General features: G+C 60.5%; 17 protein-coding genes and 1 pseudogene. 12 read left to right on the top strand and 6 right to left on the bottom strand.

The features are described 5' to 3' along the window. Positions 1-525, bottom strand: a complete 525-nt coding sequence (locus AB4O22_RS25515) for an NfeD family protein (protein ID WP_223471186.1) — start codon at positions 523-525, stop codon at positions 1-3. 148 nt (positions 526-673) lie between these two features. On the opposite strand from AB4O22_RS25515, the gene AB4O22_RS25510 reads away from it, so the two are divergent. The 7 genes from AB4O22_RS25510 to AB4O22_RS25480 all read left to right on the top strand — a co-directional run bounded on the left by AB4O22_RS25510 (position 674) and on the right by AB4O22_RS25480 (position 9,611). Further along, a complete protein-coding gene (locus AB4O22_RS25510; protein WP_223471184.1) occupies positions 674-919 on the top strand; it encodes a DUF2789 domain-containing protein in 246 nt (81 codons plus the stop codon). 213 nt (positions 920-1,132) lie between these two features. After that, entirely contained in the window at positions 1,133-1,714 is a 582-nt protein-coding gene (locus tag AB4O22_RS25505; RefSeq protein WP_053185010.1) for an alpha/beta hydrolase, read from the top strand. 47 nt (positions 1,715-1,761) lie between these two features. Then, a complete protein-coding gene (locus AB4O22_RS25500) occupies positions 1,762-2,685 on the top strand; it encodes a sigma 54-interacting transcriptional regulator (protein ID WP_003196603.1) in 924 nt (307 codons plus the stop codon). 237 nt (positions 2,686-2,922) lie between these two features. Next, a complete protein-coding gene (locus AB4O22_RS25495; protein ID WP_223471182.1) occupies positions 2,923-3,882 on the top strand; it encodes a hypothetical protein in 960 nt (319 codons plus the stop codon). Positions 3,883-3,910: 28 nt separating this feature from the next. Further along, positions 3,911-5,293, top strand: coding sequence for a hypothetical protein (locus tag AB4O22_RS25490; protein ID WP_460158234.1), 1,383 nt, complete (start codon positions 3,911-3,913; stop codon positions 5,291-5,293). Next, positions 5,206-8,649: an RHS repeat domain-containing protein gene (locus AB4O22_RS25485; protein ID WP_460158233.1), complete on the top strand. Its 3,444-nt coding sequence runs from the start codon at positions 5,206-5,208 to the stop codon at positions 8,647-8,649. The genes AB4O22_RS25490 and AB4O22_RS25485 overlap by 88 nt, the downstream gene beginning before the upstream one ends. A gap of 179 nt (positions 8,650-8,828) precedes the next feature. Further along, positions 8,829-9,611: a MetQ/NlpA family ABC transporter substrate-binding protein gene (locus AB4O22_RS25480; RefSeq protein ID WP_003196610.1), complete on the top strand. Its 783-nt coding sequence runs from the start codon at positions 8,829-8,831 to the stop codon at positions 9,609-9,611. Between the two features lie 331 nt (positions 9,612-9,942). Here the strand turns inward: AB4O22_RS25480 and AB4O22_RS25475 are convergent, their stop codons facing one another. After that, positions 9,943-11,103 (bottom strand): AAA family ATPase, encoded by a 1,161-nt coding sequence (locus tag AB4O22_RS25475; RefSeq protein ID WP_053161696.1) that lies wholly within the window; start codon positions 11,101-11,103, stop codon positions 9,943-9,945. A 137-nt stretch (positions 11,104-11,240) separates the two neighbouring features. Here AB4O22_RS25475 and AB4O22_RS25470 point away from each other — a divergent pair. The 3 genes and pseudogenes from AB4O22_RS25470 to AB4O22_RS25460 all read left to right on the top strand — a co-directional run. Further along, positions 11,241-12,335, top strand: a pseudogene (locus AB4O22_RS25470) (efflux RND transporter periplasmic adaptor subunit); the annotation flags it as partial. Between the two features lie 4 nt (positions 12,336-12,339). Beyond that, the gene (locus tag AB4O22_RS25465; protein WP_053161700.1) at positions 12,340-13,404 is read left to right on the top strand and encodes an efflux RND transporter periplasmic adaptor subunit; all 1,065 of its coding nucleotides are present in this window, start codon (positions 12,340-12,342) and stop codon (positions 13,402-13,404) included. Next, complete coding sequence (locus AB4O22_RS25460; protein WP_053161701.1) at positions 13,401-16,448, top strand: efflux RND transporter permease subunit; 3,048 nt, start codon at positions 13,401-13,403, stop codon at positions 16,446-16,448. The genes AB4O22_RS25465 and AB4O22_RS25460 overlap by 4 nt, the downstream gene beginning before the upstream one ends. Positions 16,449-16,602: 154 nt before the next feature. Here AB4O22_RS25460 and AB4O22_RS25455 read toward each other — a convergent pair whose 3' ends face one another. Beyond that, positions 16,603-18,822 (bottom strand): heavy metal translocating P-type ATPase, encoded by a 2,220-nt coding sequence (locus tag AB4O22_RS25455; RefSeq protein WP_223471179.1) that lies wholly within the window; start codon positions 18,820-18,822, stop codon positions 16,603-16,605. Between the two features lie 86 nt (positions 18,823-18,908). On the opposite strand from AB4O22_RS25455, the gene cadR reads away from it, so the two are divergent. Further along, positions 18,909-19,355, top strand: a complete 447-nt coding sequence (gene cadR, locus AB4O22_RS25450; protein ID WP_003196623.1) for a Cd(II)/Pb(II)-responsive transcriptional regulator — start codon at positions 18,909-18,911, stop codon at positions 19,353-19,355. A 193-nt stretch (positions 19,356-19,548) separates the two neighbouring features. Here cadR and AB4O22_RS25445 read toward each other — a convergent pair whose 3' ends face one another. The 3 genes from AB4O22_RS25445 to AB4O22_RS25435 all read right to left on the bottom strand — a co-directional run bounded on the left by AB4O22_RS25445 (position 19,549) and on the right by AB4O22_RS25435 (position 22,230). After that, complete coding sequence (locus AB4O22_RS25445) at positions 19,549-20,520, bottom strand: thymidylate synthase (RefSeq protein ID WP_223471177.1); 972 nt, start codon at positions 20,518-20,520, stop codon at positions 19,549-19,551. Between the two features lie 49 nt (positions 20,521-20,569). Then, positions 20,570-21,379, bottom strand: coding sequence for a prolipoprotein diacylglyceryl transferase (gene lgt, locus AB4O22_RS25440; RefSeq protein WP_003196626.1), 810 nt, complete (start codon positions 21,377-21,379; stop codon positions 20,570-20,572). A gap of 68 nt (positions 21,380-21,447) precedes the next feature. Next, positions 21,448-22,230: a sulfite exporter TauE/SafE family protein gene (locus tag AB4O22_RS25435; protein ID WP_003196628.1), complete on the bottom strand. Its 783-nt coding sequence runs from the start codon at positions 22,228-22,230 to the stop codon at positions 21,448-21,450. A gap of 196 nt (positions 22,231-22,426) precedes the next feature. Here AB4O22_RS25435 and AB4O22_RS25430 point away from each other — a divergent pair, with 196 nt between their 5' ends. Continuing rightward, entirely contained in the window at positions 22,427-23,173 is a 747-nt protein-coding gene (locus tag AB4O22_RS25430; RefSeq protein ID WP_460097410.1) for an NRDE family protein, read from the top strand. The last annotated feature ends 60 nt before the right edge of the window (positions 23,174-23,233 follow it).

Below are 23,233 nucleotides of genomic sequence, written 5' to 3'. Positions count from 1 at the left end.
TCAGACTCCTTGCGAATCAGCGGGGGCCACTTCCAGCAGCAAACCCTTGCGAGTGATGACACGCACCGCTTGCCCAGGCCGCAGCGGCGTCGCGCTTACCACCTGCCAGCGTTCGCCTTCCAACTGGACCCAGCCATGATGATGATTGCCGGCCTGCAACGCGGTCACGGTCGTGACACTGCCCAACAGCGCGGCATCGCCGCTGAAAGGTCGGCGCGGTCGTGTTTTCAACGCACGGACCAACAGGACTATCAGCAGCAAAGCACTGACCAGGCCGAGGCCGAGCATCAGCGGAACCGGGACTTCGGCGTTGGTCATGATGACCGCGCCAATCACACACAGGACAATCCCGCCCAGCCCCGCGACGCCGTAATTGGGCAGGGCCGCCTCGAAGACCAGCAAGCCCACGCCAAAGGCGATCAGCCAGAAAGCCATCGGGTCGGTATATGGCAGCGCGAGGCCATCGGCACCGAACGCAGGCCCGCTGATCGCCAGCAGCGCAACCGTCAACCAGTGAATGTTCACGGGATCCTCCGCAACGTGTATTCGTCGGGACGTTATCCAAAGTCTAGTCGAGTCGAGGGTTGATTGAATTTTGATCAGTCTGGCGGTCGGCGAGGGGCTAGACTGCGGAGAAACACCCCGCCATCTCCATTATGTTCAGGAGGCCCGTATGGAAACCCCAATTCACCCTCTTTCCTCATTATTCAAGCAACTTGGCTTGCCCGATGACGCTCAGGGCATTGATCAATTTATCACCAGCCATTCACCCCTCAAGCCTGGGCTGCACCTGGCCGATGCGTTTTTCTGGAGCGAGGGCCAGCGGCAAATGTTGCGCGACGAGATCCTCGAGGATGCGGACTGGGCGGAAGTGATCGACCAGTTGGATGTGTTGTTGCGCAAGGGGCGTGGCGAGTGAGACCGACGCATTACCTGTGGGAGCGAGCTTGCTCGCGATAGCGAACGGTCGGTCAGCATGGATGTACCAGACATACCGCTATCGTGAGCAAGCTCGCTCCCACAGGTTCGAGTTAATATTCTTTTCAGGTCTTAACAAATAGCTTCTTATTCCTTAAGTAATATAGCTCTCCTCCCTATACTCGTCCGGGAACAGACACGCAGGAGAGCACCCATGCGCAACGAATCGATTCGCTACCTGATTGTGCCGGGCTGGCAAGGATCGCCGGAAAATCATTGGCAAACCCATTGGCAGAACAGCTTGCCCAACAGCGCCCGGGTCGAGCAGGCCGACTGGGTCACGCCCCGGCGTGAAGACTGGGTCGCGGCGCTGGCCGAGGCCGTGGCCGCCGACAGCACGCCAGTGATCCTGATCGCCCATAGCCTGGGTTGCATCACGGTGGCTCATTGGGCCGCCACCGCGCCGGTGCAGTTCCTGCGACAAGTCCGTGGGGCGTTGCTGGTGGCGCCGGCGGATGTCGAGCGGCCAGCCTGCGCTCCGGCGCTGCGCAACTTCGCGCCGATTCCCACTGATCTGTTGCCGTTCCCAAGTCAAGTGGTCAGCTCCGACAACGACGCCGCCGTGAGCGCCCCGCGTGCCCTGGAACTGGCGCGCAATTGGGGAGCCGAGGCCGGGATTCTGTCCGGGGCGGGGCATATCAACGTGAAGTCCGGTCACCAGCGCTGGGAGCAGGGTTTCGCTTATCTCTATCGTCTGCAAAACCGCATGGAGCATCACGCCCTGCGTCGCGCCTGAATTTTTAGCGCCCCCCGTCTCCCGGCGGTCTGGGGCGGGAGCCAGCCATGAGTTTGCATGAAACCTTCGGTCAGCCCTTGTTGACCTTTCCCGATGCGGAAAAAAGCCCCCTGAGCATTCGCGCCAAGGCGCTGGTGTTCGTCGACCCCCGTTCACGGCAGTTGCGCCAGGAATTGGAGCAACTGGCACCCCGTGCGATTTCGGTGCTGATACGCGGCGAAACCGGTAGCGGCAAGGAACTGCTGGCCCGGCATATCCATCGCGAAAGCGATCGCGGTGGATTGTTTGTATCGGTCAACTGCGGCGCTATCAGCCCGACCTACGCCGACGCCGAACTGTTCGGTTATGCCGCCGGCAGCTACAGTGGCTCGGCCAGCAGCCGGGCCGGTTGGTTCGGCTCGGCCAACGGCGGCACCCTTTACCTGGACGAAATCGGCGATTTGCCGCTGCCGATCCAGATCAAGTTGCTGGCGGCCCTGGAGAACCACGAAGTCACCCGTGTCGGCGCGCATCAGCCCAGTCCGGTGGATGTCCGCCTGGTCGCGGCCACCAGCATCGACCTGGCGCAAGCAGTGGCCGCCGGGAAATTCCATGAGCGGCTCTATCACTACCTGAGTGAAGGCCGGCTCGAATTGCCCGCCCTGCGTGAGAGAGTGGGCGATATCCTGTCATTGGCCGAGTATTTCCTGGGCATCTACAGCCAACGCCTGGGCCTGACAGTGCCGCTGATCAGCGAAGCGGCGCAACTCGCACTTGAACAGCACAGCTGGCCGGGCAATACCCGCGAACTGGAGAATGTCATTCATTTTGCGTTGTTGGTGAGCACTGGGGATTACATCTTGCCAGAACATCTCAACTTGCCAGCCCTGACGGAACCTTTGGCGGTGGTAAAGCAGATGGCTCTAACGTTAGTCAGGTCCGGCAATCATCAGCAACTGGAGCAGTTGAAAGAGTGGTTTGCTGAACTCTGATTTATCCATGTGCCCGCTGATTTTATTTAGCCCCGATGGCTGCGCCATCGGGGCGATTTGTTATGTGAGCATTAAAAGTATTGCTTTGATAAAGATTTGCTAGTCGAAAAGTTATATATATTCATATAAATAATATGTTTGATTTATCCGCTTGATTGCCTGGGGAGTGTGGCCGTTAATTGAATGGCGCAAGCAGTTTTGGCTTGCGAATTAATTAACTAAAGGTCGAGGTTTGAAATGCAGTTTGGAAATGATACGTCTGTCGTGGCAAATGCTCCTGCATGGTTCGAGTTGCAAGAGTTCAAGATTTTTTCAGTGTCGGGTGGTAACCGATTATATGGGAATGGCTATCAACAGCTGAAGGTCAGGGTAGTTGTCGCGGTGGCAGATGCGTTTCATAGAAGAGTTCCCCTGACCCAGTCCGAACTTGACTCCATCGTTTTGGTCGATGCATCGAGTGGGTTGCCTTTGTCCAAAAAAAACAGATACGGCCCGGAGGGTACCCATGCATGGGAGTACATGGAGTTCCAAGATAGTCAATTTCGCGAACTGCCTCACAACGGCCCTGTGCCTGGTTCGGTACCGCCGGGACCGTTCGTTTATGTAGTGGATTTTTATGTCAGCAGCACTTCGTATACACCTATTAGAGTGCGGCCGCGAATAACGCGGGCGGACGGCGAGATGTTCCAGTTTGATACGAAAACCGAACTGGCATCTCTTCAATTGTATTCGCTTCCCGTGGCGGTTTATCGGGCGGAACAGTATTCGCTCAATCGCACTTCGGCCCCCTACGCCTCCACCTCGCGTGACATTGAAAAGGTGGAGGTTTTTGTCTTGGAACTGATCATTGATCAGCAGCGAATTGAGTTCGTAACGGGCTTCAATATCGGCACTCATCTGCGGATAGGAAGCTCGGATCGCCGATACACAGGTTATTACCTGGTTGGCTATGGCAATGGCAGGTATATGCGAACAGGCGGGGCTCCGAGGTGGGAGCGACCTGATGCGTTGGGGAGGAGTCGCAGCGAAGAAGGGCAGGTTGCTTTGGTACTTGCCTACGGCAAACACGGGGGGGATGTGTGGGTCCGAGACCCTGTATCCAGCACGCTTATGGAATTTCAAGATATGTATGGAAATCTTCACCAACTGCGCTTGGAGCTAACCGATGATCCGCTTTTGGTCCGGATTCATCGATAAATAAAAAGACGTTTTCAAGGACGATCCCATGAGTAACTCAACCTCTCCTTCCGGGCAGCTGACTTCGGCTGCCTTCAAGTTCGATAGTTTTGTCCGTTCGGGTGTGGACCCCCGTACCGGTACCTACAGCTGCAGTGTGGCGCTGGACGCGGTGCCGGCTGAGGCAGCCGGTGGCCCGAAGGTCTCACTGACCCTTTCATACGATTGCTTCAATGATAGGAATCTGGGCCTCGGAACCGGCTGGTCTCTTCGTACCTGCAGTTACGATCAACGTCGACGTAAATTGACATTGACGAACGGAGAGACCTATCAGCTATTTATCAGCGGTGGCCAGGTAACTTTCCTTGATAAGAAGCTCGATAACCTACTCGTCACGATACAAGACAATGAAATGCTTATTAAGCACATCGATGGCAGGATTGAAATTCTTTCACGCCCCAGCGCGACCTATAACGAGTGGCTGCTGGAGCGCGAGTATTGGCCCGATGGCAAGGAAACGCTCTACCAGTATCATCTCCTGTCCGGAACGCGACAGTTGGCGACGGTCCATCATCAGCGTCGACGTGTCTTGCATATCGACTATGCCCTGAACAGCCCGGAGCCACCGTCAATTACCGTGTGGCCGGATATTCCCTCCAAGAGGCTTCAGTACCTGCTTGCGCTACGGCTTGGAGAGCTCCAGGGCATCACGCTGGTTACCGCTGAAAATACCGAGTTGAATTGGAACTTTGGCTATTCCCCGATCAATGGCTTCTTGGTGATGAGCGAAGTTCATCAGCCAAACGGTGCCCAGGAAAGTCTCACGTACAAGAGTCAGGGGCATAGGCTACCCGACGGTGCACCAGTCCCCGACATGCCGTACGTCACCCAATCGGTCATGTTTCCCGGCGGAGACCAGCCGGCGATTATCAATACATACCAGTATTCGCCTAGAAACTTCCTTGGCAATGCCTCAGGTTTTCGCTGGTCCGCTGAGCGTGACGTGCTTTATAGCGTCAGTAGCGATTATCAATACTCCTGCACTCAGATTCAGTGGATCCTTGATAGAAACGGTCGACGCGAATACTCACGAATTATTCGTACCTACAACCGCTTCCATTCGATGATTTCACAAAGGACGATCTGCGGCAGCACGATGCAACTGCGGGAGATCCAATATCACGATGTGCCCGATAAGGCTTTCAGCAATCAGCCTCCACAGTTCCAGATGCAACGCGCCGTGCATGACAGCTTTTTTTCAACACCAGCGCGACTGAGGATATGGGGCGCAGCAACGTCCGGACGGAGACCACCCGGACGTCTTATGACGTGCATGGAAACCTGTTGGAAAAAACCAGTCCATGCGGTGCCCGGGAGATTTATGAGTACTTCCCGGCACAAGGATGCGTGGATTGTCCACCCAGCCCCATAGGCGTGCCTTGTTTCCTCAAGCGCAAGTCGATACACCCTTCGCCTGATTTCGCCGCCGCACCTACCACCGTCGTTCATTACACCTACAGCCAATTGCCCTCACTGCTTGCTGGGCGTCCCTGTGTTCGGCTCGCCAGTGAAACACTCTACGAAGAGGGCATCAGCGAGCCACGGGTGGACTGTCGGTTGAAATACATCAACAACGTTAGTGACGTCTTTCATGGGCGGTTGCAGAGCAAAGTTGAAACGGTAGGTGGCGTGCGGAGCGAATATCGTTACGCCTACCAACATGAAAACGATAACGTTCGCACCGACCAGACTTTTAGCGCCCAAGGACTGAGCCATCTACGACAGGACTGGCATGACGTATGCGGATGGTTGATCAAGACCAGTGAGGCCGGTGGCTGCGTGGTCAGCATGGAATACGATTCACTGGGGCAGTTGACCCGTGAAACGGTAATGCCCGACAGCGGCCACTCTGCGTCGCGTGAGTTCATCTATCAGTCGGCGCCCGGCGGTCATGCCACCGTCACTGTCAAGGACGCCCGCGGCGGCCTGACAGTGACCCGCAGCGACGGACTGGGTCGCACCCTGAACGTCGAGAAACAGGAAGTCGATATGCCCGGCGCGCCGATGCGGGTCGTTTATGAGGCCCGATACGACGGCCTCGGTCGCCTGCAGTCGGATAAACAAATCGATTGGTTCAACGGCGAGCCGAAAACGCTGGAAACGCTTTACGACTACGACCAGTGGGGGCATCAGAACCGTACCAATCGTCGTGGGCAAGTGATCGTTCATGATGAGATCGATCCTGTGGCACGCACTCGTACCCACTGGACGGATGGTGGCGGCAAGACCTGTACATTCCTTAACGCTCTGGAGAAACCAGCGCGCGTCGAACGTATGGATCTGTCAGGCGTTGTGCGGGAGGTCACTGTCTATGACTACGATGGCTTGGGACGGTGTATCAGGCAAATCGCTTCCGACGGTGCGGTTACCCGCTACACATACGATTTGGCTGGCCGTGTGCTGAGTACGACGCTACCGGACGGTACTGTCATCGAGAAAAAGTACGCGCTGCAAAGTCAGGCTGATCACCCCACGCAAATCAGCGCGAACGGCTATGTACTGGGAACTCGTGCCTACGATGGGTTGATGCGCATTACCGACAATCAATGCGGCGGTCGCAGCGAACGAATGAGCTATGCGGGTTCCAGCAGGAACGCTTCGCGCAAGCGCACTCCCGCCGGGAAAGAGCTGCGGTTCACACTTGATCCAATGCTCGATGATTGCATCACCAGCCGCTCCGGCAGCCAGGCATCCGTCGCCACGAAGCATCGGTTTGATCCGCACACCGGCTTGCTTCAGGAAGCGGCCAATTCGCTGGTGCAGCGGCGTATGGAATATGGTCCTTCAGGCCGGCTCAGCCGAGAATCCTGGGTCACTGCGCTTGACCGGTTCGATAGTGAGCAAACCTATTCATTGATGGGTAAGCCGATTGGCCATACCGACGTCAACGGCATGGCCCGCATCTGTCTTTATGATCAAACGGGACGCCTGTCGGGCGTCACACAAGGCTCAGTCAGCGCCTCCGCTCAAGAACGCATCACCGCCACCTATTCGTACGACGCCCAAGGGCTCGTCAAGTGCATCACCGTCACCGATCCTCGATCAGGCCTTTCGATGGTCACCGATCTGGTATACGACGAGTTTGGCCGCGAAATCCTTAGACGTTCCGCCTCCTCGGCCAATGACGTCGTCGAGGTCGCCCAGTCGTTCGGCCCGGGGGATAAGCTCAGCCGGCGTACGCTCAAGTCAAACGGGGTGCTGCGTGTCGAGACGTTTGCCTATGATTTGCGGGGCCGATTGACCCGTTACGCCTGTCAAGGCCCGCAGGCGCCCGTGGACGTACAGGGCAAAATCATCACGTCGCAGGATTACACCTATGACTATCTCGATAATATCCGGCGGGTCGTCACGCGTTTCGCGGGCGGCGAGAACACCGCCACGTACCGATATGACCTGGCTGACAAAACGCAACTGAGTGCTGTTACCCACAGTCATCGCGATTATGTGTCCGCCAATTCGACCTTCCGATATGACGACGACGGCAACTTGCTCAACGACTCATGGGGTCGCCAGCTGACCTACGATGAATTGGGCCGCCTAGAGCGCGTGAGTTCGGCTGACTCAAGGTCGACATTGGCGCGCTATCGGTACGATGCTTCGGACCGGCTTCATGCCGTTGAGTTGACGGGGCAGGAGCCGTATCGCCGGTTCTACCGAGAAGAGCAGTTATCCAGCGAGGTAACGGAAAAGGGCAGTCGCAGCATCGTTCGCGAAGAACGACAGTTGTTGGCGTTGTTGCAGGGGCAAGAGACAGCGTTATTCAGAACCGATGGCTGCGGCAATGTCCTGCAAGCACTTTCTGGCGACGACAATCCCCATCACGCCTATTCGCCTTATGGCCAGCGCCAGGGGGGAGACGGGTTGGGCAGTCTGTTCGGTTTCGGCGGCGAACCGCTGGATCCGGTCACTGGCTGCTACCTGCTTGGCAATGGCTATCGGGCCTACGATCCGGTACTGATGCGATTTCATAGGCCCGACAGTTGGAGTCCGTTTGATGGCGGTGGCCTGAACCCCTATGCCTATTGCCTCGCAGACCCGATCAATCTCAGCGATCCGACCGGTCATATTTCTACCTGGGGCTGGATCAAGATCGGCCTTACTGCTGCTTTCGCGATAGCCTCTGTTGCATTCACCATTGCGACACTTGGCGCATCCGCGCCATTGGTAGGGGTGTCTTTTTCGGCTGCGGCGGCCTTGACGCTGGAGGTGGTGGGAGGCGCGGTATCGATTGCATCGGTGGTGTTGGAAGAGGCCGCTCCGGACGCCGTTGCCGCTCAAATCCTGAGCTACACCAGCCTTGCCTTGGGCGCCGTCTCCGGCGGGGCTGCGCTGGCCGGCAAATTGCTGGGAAGGGGGACATCGCTAGCCCTGCGCAAAACCGTTGATTCGCTCGGTGACGTGGTGACGCTGGGTCGCAGCAATGTGCGCGCGACACGTGCTGGCGGCTACTCCAAGGCCGCGAGCCCTTTGGTTCGGGAAGGCCAGCGCAACTTCATCGGCCTGCAAGACGATCTTGCAAACGTGCTGACGGCCAAGGATGTAGTCGGCTACGCCAATTACCCGGTTAAAGGTGTCACCTATACAATCGAGAGGGAAAAATACATTGAAAAGGCCAAAGGGTATCTTCGACAGGCGGACGAATGGTTCAGCAATCATGAGCGAGCTGAAGCCCCCGAAGATATTTACGGTGAAGTCAGGAAGCGAGGCTCGGACATCCGATTTGCATGACGAAGGTACGTGGGTATGTTTTGTCGATATGCAATATCGATATATGTACACCAATAAAAAATATTTTTAAGGCATAAAAAATATCGGTATCTTCCGCCTCACGCCAGCGATAGCACTTCGCTGGCACTCCCACGTTGGCCGTCGTCCATGACGACAGTGATATTCGATAAGGACACTGCATGAAAAAGGTTCTGTTGTTCACCGCATTGGCGGCAGCCCTGGCCTCGGGCCTGGCCCAGGCCGCGGAAAAACTGGTCGTGGCGGCCACGCCTGTACCCCACGCTGAAATCCTCGAGCTGATCAAGCCAGCCCTGGCCAAGGAAGGCGTGGACCTGGAAATCAAGGTTTTCACCGACTACGTCCAACCCAACGTGCAGGTGGATCAGAAGCGCCTGGACGCCAACTACTTCCAGACCCTGCCGTACCTGACGAACTTCAACGAAGGCAAAGGCACCCATCTGGTGACCGTGATCGGCGTTCACGTCGAACCGTTCGGCGGCTACTCGAAGAAGTACAAAAAGCTGGCTGATCTGCCAAATGGCGCGACCATCGCGTTGCCTAACGAAGGCAGCAACAGCGGCCGTGCGCTGATCCTGCTGCAGAAGGCAGGCCTGATCGAGTTGAAAGACCCGAAAAACGCGTTGGCGACCCCGAAAGACATCGCCAAGAACCCGCACAACTTCAAGTTCAAGGAACTGGAATCGGCCATGCTGCCGCGTGTGCTGGACCAGGTCGACCTGGACCTGATCAACACCAACTATGCCCTGGAAGCGGGTCTCAATCCGGCCAAGGACGCACTGGTGATCGAAGGTGCGGATTCGCCTTACGTCAACTTCCTGGTGGCCCGTCCGGACAACAAGGACAGCCCGGCCATCCAGAAACTGGCCAAGGCCCTGACCAGCCCTGAAGTGAAGGCGTTCATCGAGAAGAAATACAGCGGCGCGGTACTGCCGGCGTTCTGATTCGCGCGGTAAACCTTGTCACGGCTTCAAACGCCGACGGCTGATACAGCGTCGGCGTGATCGTTCCCCTCAGGCCACCCCGCTCTTCAACGCCCTGCGCAACGCCACCAACAATTTCACTATTTCCTGCGGTTCCAGTCGCTGCGGCACTTTTACGTCAGCCATGTTCTCTTCCTTGTGATGGTTCGGCCGGGTGAAAAACAGTGCTCCCTTGGAGGGGTACTTAAAAAATCCGTCTTTCGGCGAAAAGAAAAGTAGTCGTCTTTGTCCTTCGCGGCAAATTCGGGGTGTGGGAGCGAGTTTGCTCGCGATTCGGTTTATCAGGCGCTGGCTAGTCCGGCCAATGCCACGCTGGCTCATCCAACACCCGCTGCCCGACAATCCCGGTCTGCCCAAGCTCCTTTTCCAGCACGATGCAATTGCAACCCTCATCCTGCTCCAGGGCGGCGATCAGGCGCGTGGCGTGGGACACCACCCAGACCTGGCAATTGACTGAAGCCCGGATGATCAGCCGTGCCAAGGCCGGCAACAGATCGGGGTGCAGGCTGGTTTCCGGTTCGTTGAGCACCATCAGCGAGGGCGGTCGTGGTGTGAGCAGGGCGGCCACCAGCAACAGATAGCGCAGGGTCCCGTCCGACAGTTCGGCGGCGGACAACGGGCGCAGCAGGCCATGCTGTTGAAACGCGATCGCGAAACGTCCGCCTTGCAGTTTCTCGATGTGCAGGTGGGCACCGGGGAATGCGTCGCCGATGGCGGCATGCAAGGCCTCGACGTCACCGATTTCAAGGATGGTCTGCAGCGCGGCGGCCAGGTCGCGGCCGTCGTGGTGCAGCACTGGCGTGCGGGTGCCCAGTTGCGGTTGGCGCACCGGGGCGTCGGCATCGCTGCGAAAATGATCGTAGAAGCGCCAGCGACGAATGAACTCGCGCATCTGCAGGACCTCCGGCGAAGTACGCAGGCTGCCGACCTGGTCGAACAGGCTGTCGAAGGTCGGCGTGTGCTGGGCCAGCACATCCCAGGAGCGGCCTTCGCGGGCACGGATCATCGGCCCGTTGCGGTCCACCAGCAGGCTGGCCGGCCGAAACACCGGGCCGGCCCAGATGCATTCGCGCTTGATTTCAGGGTCCAGTGAAAATGCTGAAAGACTGGGCTCCGGCAAGCCCAGGGCGATGCAATAGCTGAAGTCCTCCCCAGCGAAGCCCAGGCGCAGGCGCTTGGTGCCCTGGCGCACAATCGCCTGGATCGGCACTTCGCCGTTACGCATGCGCCGGCTGATTTCTTCCGGCCCGGCCCAGAAGGTCGAGTCCAGTCCGCCTTCGCGGGCCAGGGCGTTGACCACTCCGCCCTGGGCTGTCTCTGCCAACAGGCGCAGGGCGCGGTACAGATTGGACTTGCCGCTGCCGTTGGGACCGGTGATCAGGTTCAGCCGACCCAGGGGGATTACCAGCTTGTTGATGGAGCGGTAATTGGCCACCGCCAGGGTCTTGAGCATGAGCAGACTCCTGCTGCAGGGGTCCATAGGAGACGATCAGTTTGCCTGATTTGTGCTCCTGTTGTATTCGTTGAACCCTGTTCTAAGCTCACAGTCGTATCGTCACTGGTACGTCCGTACAGCGCAAAGGAGTCTGCATGGCTGGTCCCCGAATCAAACTGGTAGTTGGCCTGGGCCTCTGTGCGCTGTTGGCCGGATGCGGTGATGACAAGCCTGTGGAAAAAGCCCTGCCACGGGTTTTCGTGCAGCAAGCCGTGCCCAGCGAATACGCCGCTTCTGTGACCCTGACCGGCGATGTCCAGGCACGGGTGCAGGCTGACTTGTCGTTTCGCGTGGGTGGCAAGATCATCGAACGCAAGGTCGATGTCGGCGCCCGGGTCTCGGCCCGGCAAGTGCTGGCCCGGCTCGATCCTCGGGACCTGCAGACCAACGTCGACTCCGCCGAGGCCCAGGTGGCCGCCGAGCAGGCGCGGGTCAAGCAGAGTGCGGCGGCGTTCGTGCGCCAGCAGAAACTCTTGCCCAAGGGCTACACCAGCCAGAGCGAATACGACGCCGCCCAGGCTCAACTGCGCAGCAGCCAAAGTGCGCTGACCGCTGCCCAGGCCCAACTAGCCAACGCCCGCGAACAACTGAGCTACACCGCACTGATTGCCGAGGCCCCGGGCATCATCACCGCGCGCCAGGCGGAAGTCGGGCAGGTGGTGCAGGCCACGGAGCCGATCTTCAGCCTGGCCCGGGATGGCGAACGTGACGCGGTGTTCAACATCTACGAATCGCTGTTGAGCGAACCGCCGTCGGACCCTGCGATCACCATCAGTCTGCTGGATAACCCGGCCATCAAGACCACCGGCACGGTGCGCGAGATCACCCCGGCGGTGTCTGCCCAGACCGGCACCGTGCAGGTCAAGGTCACCCTCGATGATTTACCCGAAGGCATGCACCTGGGCTCGGTGGTCAGTGCCACGGCCAAATCCGCCGGCAAGACCGCCTTCGAGCTGCCCTGGTCGGCCCTGACCAAGAACCTCAGCGACCCGGCCGTGTGGCTGGTGGACGGTGAGGGCAAGGCGCAGTTGCAGACGGTGACCGTCGGCCGTTACCTGACCGGCAAAGTCATCATCAGCGATGGCCTCAAGGGCGGTGAGAAAATCATCACCGCAGGCGGGCAATTGCTACACCCCGGCGTACGCGTCGAGATCGCTGAAAACACCTCTGAAAAAACCGGCCGGGAGCCCAGCCATGAAGCGTTTATGGATGGTCTCGGCCGGCCTCTTGCTGGCCGCCTGCTCCAAGGAAGAAGCACCACCCGAACCGGTGCGCCCGGTGTTGTCCGTTGAAGTCAGGGCCCTCGACCAGCAGGCGCTTGGGCGGTTCGCCGGGAATATCCAGGCGCGCTACGAGAGCGACGTGGGTTTCCGCGTGCCAGGACGGATCGCCAGCCGTAATGTCGACGTCGGCGCGGAGGTGAAGAAGGGCGACCTGCTTGCCACGCTCGACCCTACCGACCAGCAGAACCAGTTGCGCGCCGCCCAGGGCGATCTGGCGCGGATCGAGGCGCAGTACATCAATGCCCAGGCCAATGCCCGCCGCCAGCAGCAATTGTTCGACCGTGGCGTCGGTGCCCAGGCGCAGTTGGACATCGCCCAGACCGATTTGAAAACCACTGGCGCTTCCCTTGAACAGGCCCGGGCTTCGGTGGAACAGGCCCGCGACCAGCTCAACTACAGCGAGCTGCACACCGACCACGATGCCGTCGTCACGGCCTGGAATGCCGAAGCCGGGCAGGTTGTCACCGCCGGCCAGCAAGTGGTGACCCTGGCCCGCCCGGACATCAAGGAGGCAGTGATCGACCTGCCGGCCGGTCTGGTCGAGCGCCTGCCCGCGGACGTGGTGTTCGAGGTCGCCGCGCAATTGGACCCGAGCATCCATACCACCGCCACCGTGCGCGAGATCGAACCCCAGGCCCAGAGCGCCACCCGCACCCGCCGCGCGCGCCTGACATTGGCCGATACGCCGCCAGGCTTTCGCCTGGGCACGGCCATCAGCGTGACCCTGAGCTCGACCATCGAACCGCGCATCGAGCTTCCACTCAGCGCGTTGCAAGAGATCGACGGCAAGGCGCGGATCTGGCTGGTCGACCCGCACAGCCAGACCGTCTCGCCCCGTGACGTGCGGATTCTCGAACGTTCGGCCAGCTCCGTGCTGGTGGCCAACGGCATCAAGGCCGGCGATCGCGTGGTCAGCGCCGGGGTGAACAGTCTCCAGCCGGGGCAGAAAGTGAAACTCGACGAGGAAGCACGATGAAAGGGCCTTTCAATCTGTCCGAATGGGCCCTGCGGCATCAGTCGTTCGTCTGGTACCTGATGTTCGTGGCATTGTTGATGGGCGTGTTTTCGTACATGAACCTGGGGCGCGAAGAAGACCCATCGTTCACCATCAAGACCATGGTCATCCAGACCCGTTGGCCTGGCGCGACCCAGGAAGAAACCCTCAGGCAGGTCACCGATCGCATCGAGAAAAAACTCGAAGAGCTCGATTCCCTCGACTACGTCAAAAGCTACACCCGACCGGGAGAATCGACGGTGTTCGTGTACCTGCTCGACACCACCGGGGCCAAGGAAATCCCCGAGATCTGGTACCAGGTGCGCAAGAAGATCAACGACATTCGCGGCGATTTTCCTGACGGCCTGCAAGGGCCCGGGTTCAACGACGAGTTCGGCGATGTTTACGGTTCGGTGTACGCCTTCACTGGCGACGGCCTGTCGATGCGCCAGTTGCGCGACTACGTCGAACAGGTGCGCGCCGAGATCCATGACGTCCCGGGCCTGGGCAAGGTCGAGATGGTGGGTGAGCAGGACGAAGTGCTCTACCTGAACTTTTCCACGCGCAAACTCGCCGCCCTGGGGATCGACCAGCGCCAAGTCGTGCAAAGCCTGCAAACCCAGAACGCCGTGACCCCGGCCGGGGTCATCGACGCCGGGCCCGAGCGGATTTCCGTGCGCACGTCCGGGCAGTTCCAGTCGGAAAAAGACCTGGCCAACGTCAACCTGCGGCTCAATGACCGCTTCTATCGGCTGGCCGACATCGCCGACATCAGCCGCGGTTACGTCGACCCCGCCACACCGATGTTCCGTTTCAACGGCACGCCGGCCATCGGCCTCGCCATCGCAATGAAGAAGGGCGGCAACATCCAGGATTTCGGCAAGGCGTTGCATGCGCGCATGAGCGAGCTGACCGCTGACCTGCCGGTAGGCGTTGGCGTGCATACCGTGTCGGACCAGGCCGAAGTGGTGGAAGAGGCGGTCGGCGGCTTCACCAGTGCCTTGTTCGAGGCGGTGATCATCGTCCTGGTCGTCAGCTTCGTCAGCCTCGGCGTCCGGGCCGGACTGGTGGTGGCCTGCTCGATTCCGCTGGTGCTGGCGATGGTCTTCCTGTTCATGGAATACAGCGGCATCACCATGCAGCGGATTTCCCTCGGTGCGTTGATTATCGCCCTCGGCCTGCTGGTGGACGACGCGATGATCACCGTGGAAATGATGGTCACGCGCCTGGAAAAAGGCGACAGCAAGGACCAGGCCGCGACGTTCGCCTATACCTCGACAGCGTTCCCGATGCTCACCGGGACCCTGGTGACCGTGGCCGGTTTCGTGCCCATCGGCCTGAACGCCAGTTCCGCCGGTGAGTACACCTTCACCCTGTTCGCGGTCATCGCCGTGGCGATGCTGGTGTCATGGATCGTCGCGGTGTTGTTTGCCCCGGTGATCGGCGTGCACATCCTCAGCACCAACGTGAAACCCCACAGCGCCGAGCCGGGGCGGATCGGCCGGGCGTTCAATGGCGGCCTGCTGTGGGCGATGCGCAATCGCTGGTGGGCCATCGGCATTACCGTGCTGCTGTTCGTGCTGTCGGTGTTTTGCATGCGCTTTGTGCAGAACCAATTCTTCCCGTCCTCGGATCGGCCGGAAATCCTGGTGGACCTCAACCTGCCGCAGAACGCCTCGATGGACGAGACCCGCCGGGCGGTCGATCGCCTGGAAGCGACCCTCAAGGGCGACCCGGACATCGAGCGCTGGAGCACCTACATCGGCGAAGGCGCGATTCGCTTTTACCTGCCGCTGGACCAGCAACTGCAGAACCCGTACTACGCGCAACTGGTGATTGTCAGCAAGGGCCTGGAGTCGCGCACGGCCCTCACCGAGCGCCTGCAAAAGCGTCTGCGTGAGGATTTCGTCGGGATTGGCAGCTACGTGCAGGCCCTGGAAATGGGTCCTCCGGTGGGCCGGCCGATCCAGTACCGGGTCAGCGGCAAGGACATCGACCAGGTGCGCAAGCATGCGATCGAACTGGCCACCGAGCTGGACAAGAACTCGCACATTGGCGAAATCATTTACGACTGGAACGAACCGGGCAAGGTGCTGCGCATCGACATCGCCCAGGACAAGGCGCGGCAGCTGGGCTTGTCTTCCGATGATGTGGCCAGGCTGATGAACAGCATCGTCAGCGGCTCGCCCGTGACCCAGGTCAACGACGATATTTACCTGATCGACGTGGTCGGCCGTGCCGAAGATGCCGAGCGTGGTTCGCCGGAAACCCTGCAGAACCTGCAAATCGTCACCCCGGGCGGCATTTCGATTCCGTTGCTGGCGTTCGCCACGGTGCGCTATGAACTGGAGCAACCCTTGGTGTGGCGTCGTGACCGCAAGCCGACCATCACCATCAAGGCTGCCGTGCGCGACGAGATCCAGCCCACCGACCTGGTCAAGCAATTGCAACCGGCCATCGACAAGTTCGCTGCCGGCCTGCCAGTGGGCTACAAGGTCGCCACGGGCGGTACGGTGGAAGAGAGCAGCAAGGCCCAAGGGCCGATCGCCAGTGTCGTGCCGTTGATGCTGTTCTTGATGGCGACCTTCTTGATGATCCAGCTGCATAGCGTGCAGAAACTGTTCCTGGTGGCGAGCGTCGCGCCTCTCGGATTGATCGGCGTGGTGCTGGCGCTGGTGCCGACGGGCACGCCCATGGGCTTCGTGGCGATCCTGGGGATCCTCGCGTTGATTGGCATCATCATCCGTAACTCGGTGATCCTGGTGACCCAGATCGATGAATACGAACGTGACGGCTACGAGCCCTGGGATGCCGTGGTGGAAGCCACCGAGCACCGACGCCGACCGATCCTGCTCACGGCGGCTGCGGCGAGCCTGGGGATGATCCCGATCGCCCGGGAAGTGTTCTGGGGGCCGATGGCCTATGCGATGATCGGCGGGATCATCATCGCGACGCTACTGACGCTGCTGTTCCTGCCGGCGCTGTATGTGGCCTGGTACAAGATCCGCGAGCCGAAGCGCGATTGAGTTGGCGTTAAATCATGGGGGCTGCTGTGCAGCCCATCGCGAGCAAGCTTTGCTCCCACAGCAGATATGTGGTGATTCAAGTTCTGTCTTCACAAAGATCCAACTGTGGGAGCAAAGCTTGCTCGCGAGGCGTCCTTTCAGCCCCCTGAGCGCTTCATTTGCGCAACAACCGCAGCCCATTGAACACCACCAGCAAACTCACCCCCATGTCGGCGAACACCGCCATCCACATGGTGGCGAACCCGGCGAAGGTGAACCCGAGGAAGATCGCCTTGATCACCAACGCCAAGGCAATGTTCTGTTTCAGGATGCTTGAAGTCTGCCGCGACAGGCGAATGAAAGCCGGGATCTTGCGCAGATCATCGTCCATCAAGGCAACATCGGCGGTTTCGATGGCCGTGTCGGTGCCGGCCGCCGCCATGGCGAAACCGATTTCCGAACGGGCCAGGGCCGGGGCGTCGTTGATGCCGTCGCCGACCATGCCGACGCGGTGACCCTGGGCGTACAACGCTTCGATGGCTTGCAGCTTGTCTTCGGGCAGCAGGTCGCCCCGAGCCTGGTCCATGCCTACCTGCGCGGCAATCGCGTCGGCGGTGTGGGCGTTGTCGCCAGTGAGCATCAGGGTCTTGATGCCCAGGTCATGCAGTTGCCGGATGGCTTCGCGGCTGGAGTCCTTCACGGTGTCGGCCACGGCAAACAGCGCCAAGGGGCGTGTAGCGTCGAGCAGCAGCACCACGGACTTTCCTTGTTTTTCCAGGGCGAAGAGTTTCTCTTCCAGTTCGGGGGAGCACAGGCCGAGGTCTTCCACGAGGCGGTGATTGCCCAGGTGATAAGTCTGCCCGCCGATGTCGCCGCGCACGCCGCGCCCGGCAAGCGCCTCGAAGTTATCCACAACCTGCTGTGTCAGTGGTTTATCCACAGCCGCGTTGGCAATCGCCCGGGAAACCGGGTGGTCGGAGCGGGCAGCAAGGCTGGCGGCCAGGGCCGGAGCGGTGGTTTCCACGCTCGGGTCCAGCGCCACATAGTCGGTTTGCACCGGCTTGCCGTGGGTGATCGTGCCGGTCTTGTCCAAGGCCAGGTAGTCGAGCTTGTAGCCGCCCTCCAGGTACACGCCGCCCTTGACCAGGATGCCTTTGCGCGCAGCGGCGGCGAGGCCGCTGACGATGGTCACGGGGGTGGAAATCACCAGTGCGCACGGGCAAGCGACCACCAGCAGCACCAGCGCCCGGTAGATCCAGTCGAACCACGCCGCGCCCATGAACAGCGGTGGGATGATGGCTACAGCCAGGGCCAGGACAAACACCGCCGGGGTGTAGATTTTCGAGAACTGGTCGACGAAGCGCTGGGTCGGCGCGCGGGAGCCCTGGGCCTGTTCCACGGCGTGGATGATTCGCGCCAGGGTGGAGTGGTCGGCCGCCGCGGTCACGGTGTATTCCAATTCGCCGGCCTGGTTGATGGTGCCGGCAAATACCTTGTCGCCGATGGTTTTTTCCACCGGCAGGCTCTCGCCCGTGATCGGTGCCTGGTCAATGGTCGAACGACCGGCGACCACGTCGCCGTCCAGGCCAACCCTTTCGCCCGGGCGAACCCGTACCCGCGCACCGAGGGCGATGACTTTTACGTCTTGCGCCTGCCAGCTGCCATCGGCCTGTTGCACGGTGGCCTGTTCCGGGGCCATCTGCATCAGGCCACTGATGGCGTTGCGCGCCCGATCGAGGGATTTGGCTTCGATCAGCTCGGCCACGGTGAACAGGAACATCACCATCGCCGCTTCCGGCCATTGGCCGATCAGCACGGCGCCGGTCACGGCGATGCTCATCAGGGCATTGATGTTCAGATTGCGGTTCTTCAGGGCGATCCAACCCTTCTTGTAGGTACCCAGGCCACCGCTGAGGATCGACACCGACGCCACCAGCGCGACCACCCAGTTTGGCGCGGCGTTGGTGAAGTGGATCAACTCGGCACCCAGGGCCGTCACGCCGGACAGCGCCAGCGGCCACCAGGGCTTGGCCGGGGCGGGCAAGTCAGGGTTGGCTTTCTCTTTGCCTGGCGTCATCGGCTCGGCCTGCATCCCTAAGGATTCGATGGCCTTGATGATGGGCGCGTCGCTAGGCAAATCATGGGTCACGCCCAGCACGCGGTTGATCAGGTTGAAGTCCAGTTGCTGCACGCCTTCGAGCTTGCCGAGCTTGTTCTGGATCAGCGTCTGTTCGGTGGGGCAGTCCATGGCTTCGATGCGGAAACTGCTCAGCCGCGCACCGTCCGTCGGCGTTTTGTCGAGGATGACCTGCGACGGGACTGCTTTCGATGCGCAGCAGGAATGCCCGTGGTCATGGCCGTGGTCGGGTTTGTGGATGTGAAGGGAATCGCTCATCGGGTGACGTCCGTGAAAAGTGTCTGTTGCGCAGTAAAGACCCTGTAGCCACTATAGGGTCAAGCACCTATTTGGGAGGCCGCAGCATGAAGATCGGGGAACTGGCGAAAATCACCGACTGCCAGGTCGAAACCATCCGTTACTACGAGCGCGAAGGCTTGCTGCCGGAACCGGCCCGTAGCGACGGCAATTACCGCGTCTACACCCAGGCCCATGCCGAGCGGCTGACGTTCATCCGCAATTGCCGGACCCTGGACATGACCCTGGAAGAAATCCGCAGCCTCCTGGCCCTGCGTGACAGCCCCCAGGACCAGTGCGAAAGCGTCAACGCGCTGATCGACGAACACATCCAACACGTCAAGGCCCGCATCGACGGCCTGCTGGCGTTGCAGACGCAACTGATCGACCTACGCCATCGCTGCGGTGAAGGGCCGGACCTGGATCAATGCGGGATCTTGCAGCGGTTGGAAGTCAGTGGAGCGGTGGCGCCGGAGGTGGAGCATTCGCATGTGGGGCGCAGCCACGGGCATTGAGCCCTTGCCGCCAATTCGAGTACACAGAGCCGCCTATGAGCGAGCCTGTGGGAGCAAAGCTTGGTGCGATCCTGTGGGAGCAAAGCTTGCTCGCGATGAACGATAACGCGATCTTCTGACGGATCGAGGCGTTTCCATCGCGAGCAAGCTTTGCTCCCACAGGCCCGTCCACAGGAGTGATGGTGGGATTCTTTTAGACCGCCATCGGCGCGGTCATCGGCGCGTGGTGCTGGTAGCCTTCGAGGGAGAAGTCGCTCGGTTCCACCAGCTCCAGCCACTCAGGCTGGTACACACCGGTCTTGGCGAATTCCGGCACACGCTCGGAAATCACCAGCTTGGGCATCGGGAACGGCTCGCGCGTGAGCTGTTCGTTGAGCATGTCCAAGTGGTTTTCGTAGACGTGGGCATCGCCGATGAAATAGGTGAACCAGCGCGGTGTATAGCCGGTCAGGCGACCGATCAGGCTCAGCAGCGCGGCGCCTTCGGTGAGGTTGAACGGCGTGCCCAGGCCCAGGTCGTTGGAGCGGATATAGAGGGTCAGGGAGATTTCCCTGGTCTCGACATTCGGGTGGAACTGGTAGAGCAGGTGGCACGGCGGCAGGGCCATCTCATCGAGCTGGGCGCAGTTCCAGCCGTGGAACAGGATGCGCCGGCTGCCCGGGTCCTTGATGATGGTGTCGACACACTGGCGAACCTGGTCGATAGCCTTGTACAGCACTACGTAGGCCTGGCCGTTTTCTTCGCCTTCGGCGATCTTCCGGTAACCCTGGGCCAGGGTCTGCTCGATGGCCGCCGGGTTGCTCAGGGGGATCTGTTTGTAGGCCGGCCACTTGCGCCATTGCACGCCATAGATCTCGCCCAGGTCGTCTTCGCCCTGGCGGAACGGGTTGGCCAGCCACTGGGCGTTTTCGTTGGCGTTCTGGTCCCAGACCTTGCAGCCCAGGGCGCGGAATTCGGCGGCATTGTTCACGCCGCGCAGGAAGCCGCACATCTCGCCGATGGCCGATTTGAAGGCCATCTTGCGGGTGGTGATGGCTGGGAAGCCGTCTTTCAAGTCATAGCGCAGCATGGCGCCGGGGAAGCTGATGGTGTTCACACCGGTGCGGTTGGCTTGCTTGGTGCCGTTCTTGATGACGTGGGCCACCAGATCGAGATATTGCTTCATGGGTTACCTGTGTCCTTGAACCCGGGGCCAGCGCCCCGGGGTTCGAATTTTAAACCTTGGCCGCCGCAGCCGGCGCACGATGATAAGCCAGCCAGATCAGCGCCAGGCCGCCGACGATCATCGGCAGGCACAGCACCTGGCCCATGGTCAGCCAGTTCCACGCCAGATAGCCGAGCTGGGCGTCCGGTACGCGGACGAATTCAACGATGAAACGGAAGATCCCGTAGAACAGCGCAAACATGCCCGACACCGCCATGGTTGGCCGTGGCTTGCGCGAGAACAGCCAGAGGATCAGGAACAGTGCCACGCCTTCGAGGGCGAACTGATACAGCTGCGACGGGTGGCGCGGCAGCTGCGCCGGATCGCTGAACGGCGGAAAGATCATCGCCCACGGCACGTCGGTCGGCTTGCCCCACAATTCGGCATTGATGAAGTTGCCGATGCGCCCGGCGCCCAGGCCGATCGGCACCATCGGCGCGACGAAGTCCATCAGCTCGAAAAACGATTTGTTGTTGCGCTTGCCGAACCACAACGCCGCCAGCATCACGCCGATGAACCCACCGTGGAACGACATGCCACCCTTCCAGACCTCGAAGATCAGCGTCGGGTTGGCCAGGTACGCACTCAGGTCGTAGAACAGCACGTAGCCCAGGCGCCCGCCGACGATCACGCCCATGGACAGCCAGAACACCAGGTCGGAGAGCTTTTCCTTGTTCCAGGTCGGGTCGAAACGGTTGAGCCGACGCGACGCCAGCAACCAGGCGCCGCCGATGCCGACCAGGTACATCAGGCCGTACCAGTGGATTTTCAGCGGGCCGATGGCCAGGGCCACCGGATCGATCTGCGGGTAAGGCAGCATTGATATTCCTCGTAAACGTCAAAAATACCCGGGCGACGCTGCCACCTCGGGATTAAGCCAGGATTGCGTCAGAACAGGAAACTCAAGCCGACGCAGAATAGCAGGGCGGCGAACAGCCGCTTGAGCAAGCGCGGTGACAGGCGATGGGCCAGCCGCGCACCGAAGCGGGCGAAGACCATGCTGGTCAGGGCGATGCCCAGCAGCGCCGGCAAATACACAAAACCGAGACTATGGGCCGGCAGCAGCGGATCGTGCCAGCCCAGAATCATGAAACTTAAAGCACTGACCACGGCGATGGGCAGTCCGCAGGCCGATGAGGTTGCGACCGCTTGCTGCATCGGCACGCTGCGCCAGGTCAGGAACGGCACGGTCAGCGAACCGCCACCGATGCCGAAAATCGCCGAGGCCCAGCCGATCACCGTGCCGGCCAGGGTCAGTCCGGCCTTGCCCGGTACGCTGCGACTGGCGTTGGGCTTGAAGTCCAGGGCCAGTTGCACGGCAACGATCAGGGCGAACACGCCGATGATCTTTTGCAGGTGCGGGCCGGAAATCGCTTCGGCGGTGATCGCGCCGAATCCGGCACCGATCAGGATCCCGACGGTCATCCAGGCGAAAATCGGCCAGCGCACCGCGCCTTTGCGCTGGTGCTCACGCACGGCATTGACCGAGGTGAAGATGATTGATGCCAGCGAGGTGCCGACGGCCAGGTGCGTCAACACCTGCGGGTCGAAGCCCTGCAGGGTGAAACTGAACACCAGCACCGGGACGATGATGATCCCGCCCCCCACGCCGAACAACCCGGCCAACACGCCGGCGCAGGCGCCGAGCAGCAGATAGAGCACAAATTCCACCAGCGTCTCCCCACCCATCCCCGAAATAAGAGCGGCATGGTAACGGATCCATGGTCCCTGGCTCCACTGAAGGCGATGGATGCATGATGGATGTGTGAGTAGAGTGGCTAATGATCGCTGTCCCTGTGGCGAGGGGATAAATCCCCTCGCCACAAAAGCGGTGTCGTTCAGCTTCATTTTTAAACAGGACAACCTGATGTGCCTGATCGTATTTGCCTGGCGACCCGGCCATGCCCGGCCGCTGATCGTGGCGGCCAACCGCGACGAGTTCTATGCCCGGCCGACCTTGCCCCTGGCCCAGTGGCCTGATGCGCCCCATGTGCATGCCGGGCGCGACCTGGAGGCCGGCGGCACCTGGCTCGGCATTGGCGCCGAGGGGCGCTTTGCAGCGCTGACCAACATTCGTGACCCGGGCCAGTTGCCGGCATTCAAGTCGCGTGGCGAACTGGTGGCGCGGTTTCTGACCGGAAATCTTTCGATTGCCGAGTATTTGAGCGAAATCGTGCCCCGCGCCAGCGAGTATGGTGGGTTCAACCTGCTGCTCGGCGATGGCGTCGAGCTCTGGCACCACAACGCCCGCGATACCCAGCCGCAGCGGTTGGGCGAGGGGCTCTATGGCTTGTCGAACGCTGGGCTGAACACGCCCTGGCCCAAGTTGCTCAAGGCCCGCGCGGCGCTGGGCGAAGTGCTGGACGATCCGCGGCTTGAGGCACTGCTTACGCTGTTGAACGACCCGCAACCTGCTTCGGTGGCTGAGCTGCCTGATACGGGGGTGGGAGTGGCGACCGAGATGCTGCTATCGAGTGTGTTCATCGCCAGCCCGGCCTACGGGACGCGGGCCAGTACGGCGCTGATTGTCCATGCCGACGGGACGCGGCAGATGGTCGAGCGCAGTTTCGGGCCGCATGGGGGGCATTTGGGGGAGGTGGAAGTCAGGGTTTAGTTTTTGCTGTGTGATTGCCGGCCTCATCGCGAGCAAGCTCGCTCCCACAGTGGATCTTCA

It is taken from the genome of Pseudomonas sp. S3_B11, from assembly GCF_054667715.1.
The sequence above is the reverse complement of the archived record's forward strand: the minus strand, read 5'-3'. Positions and strand labels throughout refer to the sequence as shown.

What these genes read in the sequence shown, in the direction of transcription:
- AB4O22_RS25505 (WP_053185010.1), top strand. Translation starts at nt 1,133, where the DNA reads ATGCGCAACGAATCGATTCGCTACCTGATTGTGCCGGGCTGGCAAGGA.
- AB4O22_RS25430 (WP_460097410.1), top strand. Translation starts at nt 22,427, where the DNA reads ATGTGCCTGATCGTATTTGCCTGGCGACCCGGCCATGCCCGGCCGCTG.
- AB4O22_RS25480 (WP_003196610.1), top strand. Translation starts at nt 8,829, where the DNA reads ATGAAAAAGGTTCTGTTGTTCACCGCATTGGCGGCAGCCCTGGCCTCG.
- AB4O22_RS25475 (WP_053161696.1), bottom strand. Translation starts at nt 11,103, where the DNA reads ATGCTCAAGACCCTGGCGGTGGCCAATTACCGCTCCATCAACAAGCTG.
- AB4O22_RS25495 (WP_223471182.1), top strand. Translation starts at nt 2,923, where the DNA reads ATGCAGTTTGGAAATGATACGTCTGTCGTGGCAAATGCTCCTGCATGG.
- AB4O22_RS25445 (WP_223471177.1), bottom strand. Translation starts at nt 20,520, where the DNA reads ATGAAGCAATATCTCGATCTGGTGGCCCACGTCATCAAGAACGGCACC.
- lgt (WP_003196626.1), bottom strand. Translation starts at nt 21,379, where the DNA reads ATGCTGCCTTACCCGCAGATCGATCCGGTGGCCCTGGCCATCGGCCCG.
- AB4O22_RS25460 (WP_053161701.1), top strand. Translation starts at nt 13,401, where the DNA reads ATGAAAGGGCCTTTCAATCTGTCCGAATGGGCCCTGCGGCATCAGTCG.
- AB4O22_RS25465 (WP_053161700.1), top strand. Translation starts at nt 12,340, where the DNA reads ATGAAGCGTTTATGGATGGTCTCGGCCGGCCTCTTGCTGGCCGCCTGC.
- cadR (WP_003196623.1), top strand. Translation starts at nt 18,909, where the DNA reads ATGAAGATCGGGGAACTGGCGAAAATCACCGACTGCCAGGTCGAAACC.
- AB4O22_RS25490 (WP_460158234.1), top strand. Translation starts at nt 3,911, where the DNA reads ATGAGTAACTCAACCTCTCCTTCCGGGCAGCTGACTTCGGCTGCCTTC.
- AB4O22_RS25455 (WP_223471179.1), bottom strand. Translation starts at nt 18,822, where the DNA reads ATGAGCGATTCCCTTCACATCCACAAACCCGACCACGGCCATGACCAC.
- AB4O22_RS25500 (WP_003196603.1), top strand. Translation starts at nt 1,762, where the DNA reads ATGAGTTTGCATGAAACCTTCGGTCAGCCCTTGTTGACCTTTCCCGAT.
- AB4O22_RS25510 (WP_223471184.1), top strand. Translation starts at nt 674, where the DNA reads ATGGAAACCCCAATTCACCCTCTTTCCTCATTATTCAAGCAACTTGGC.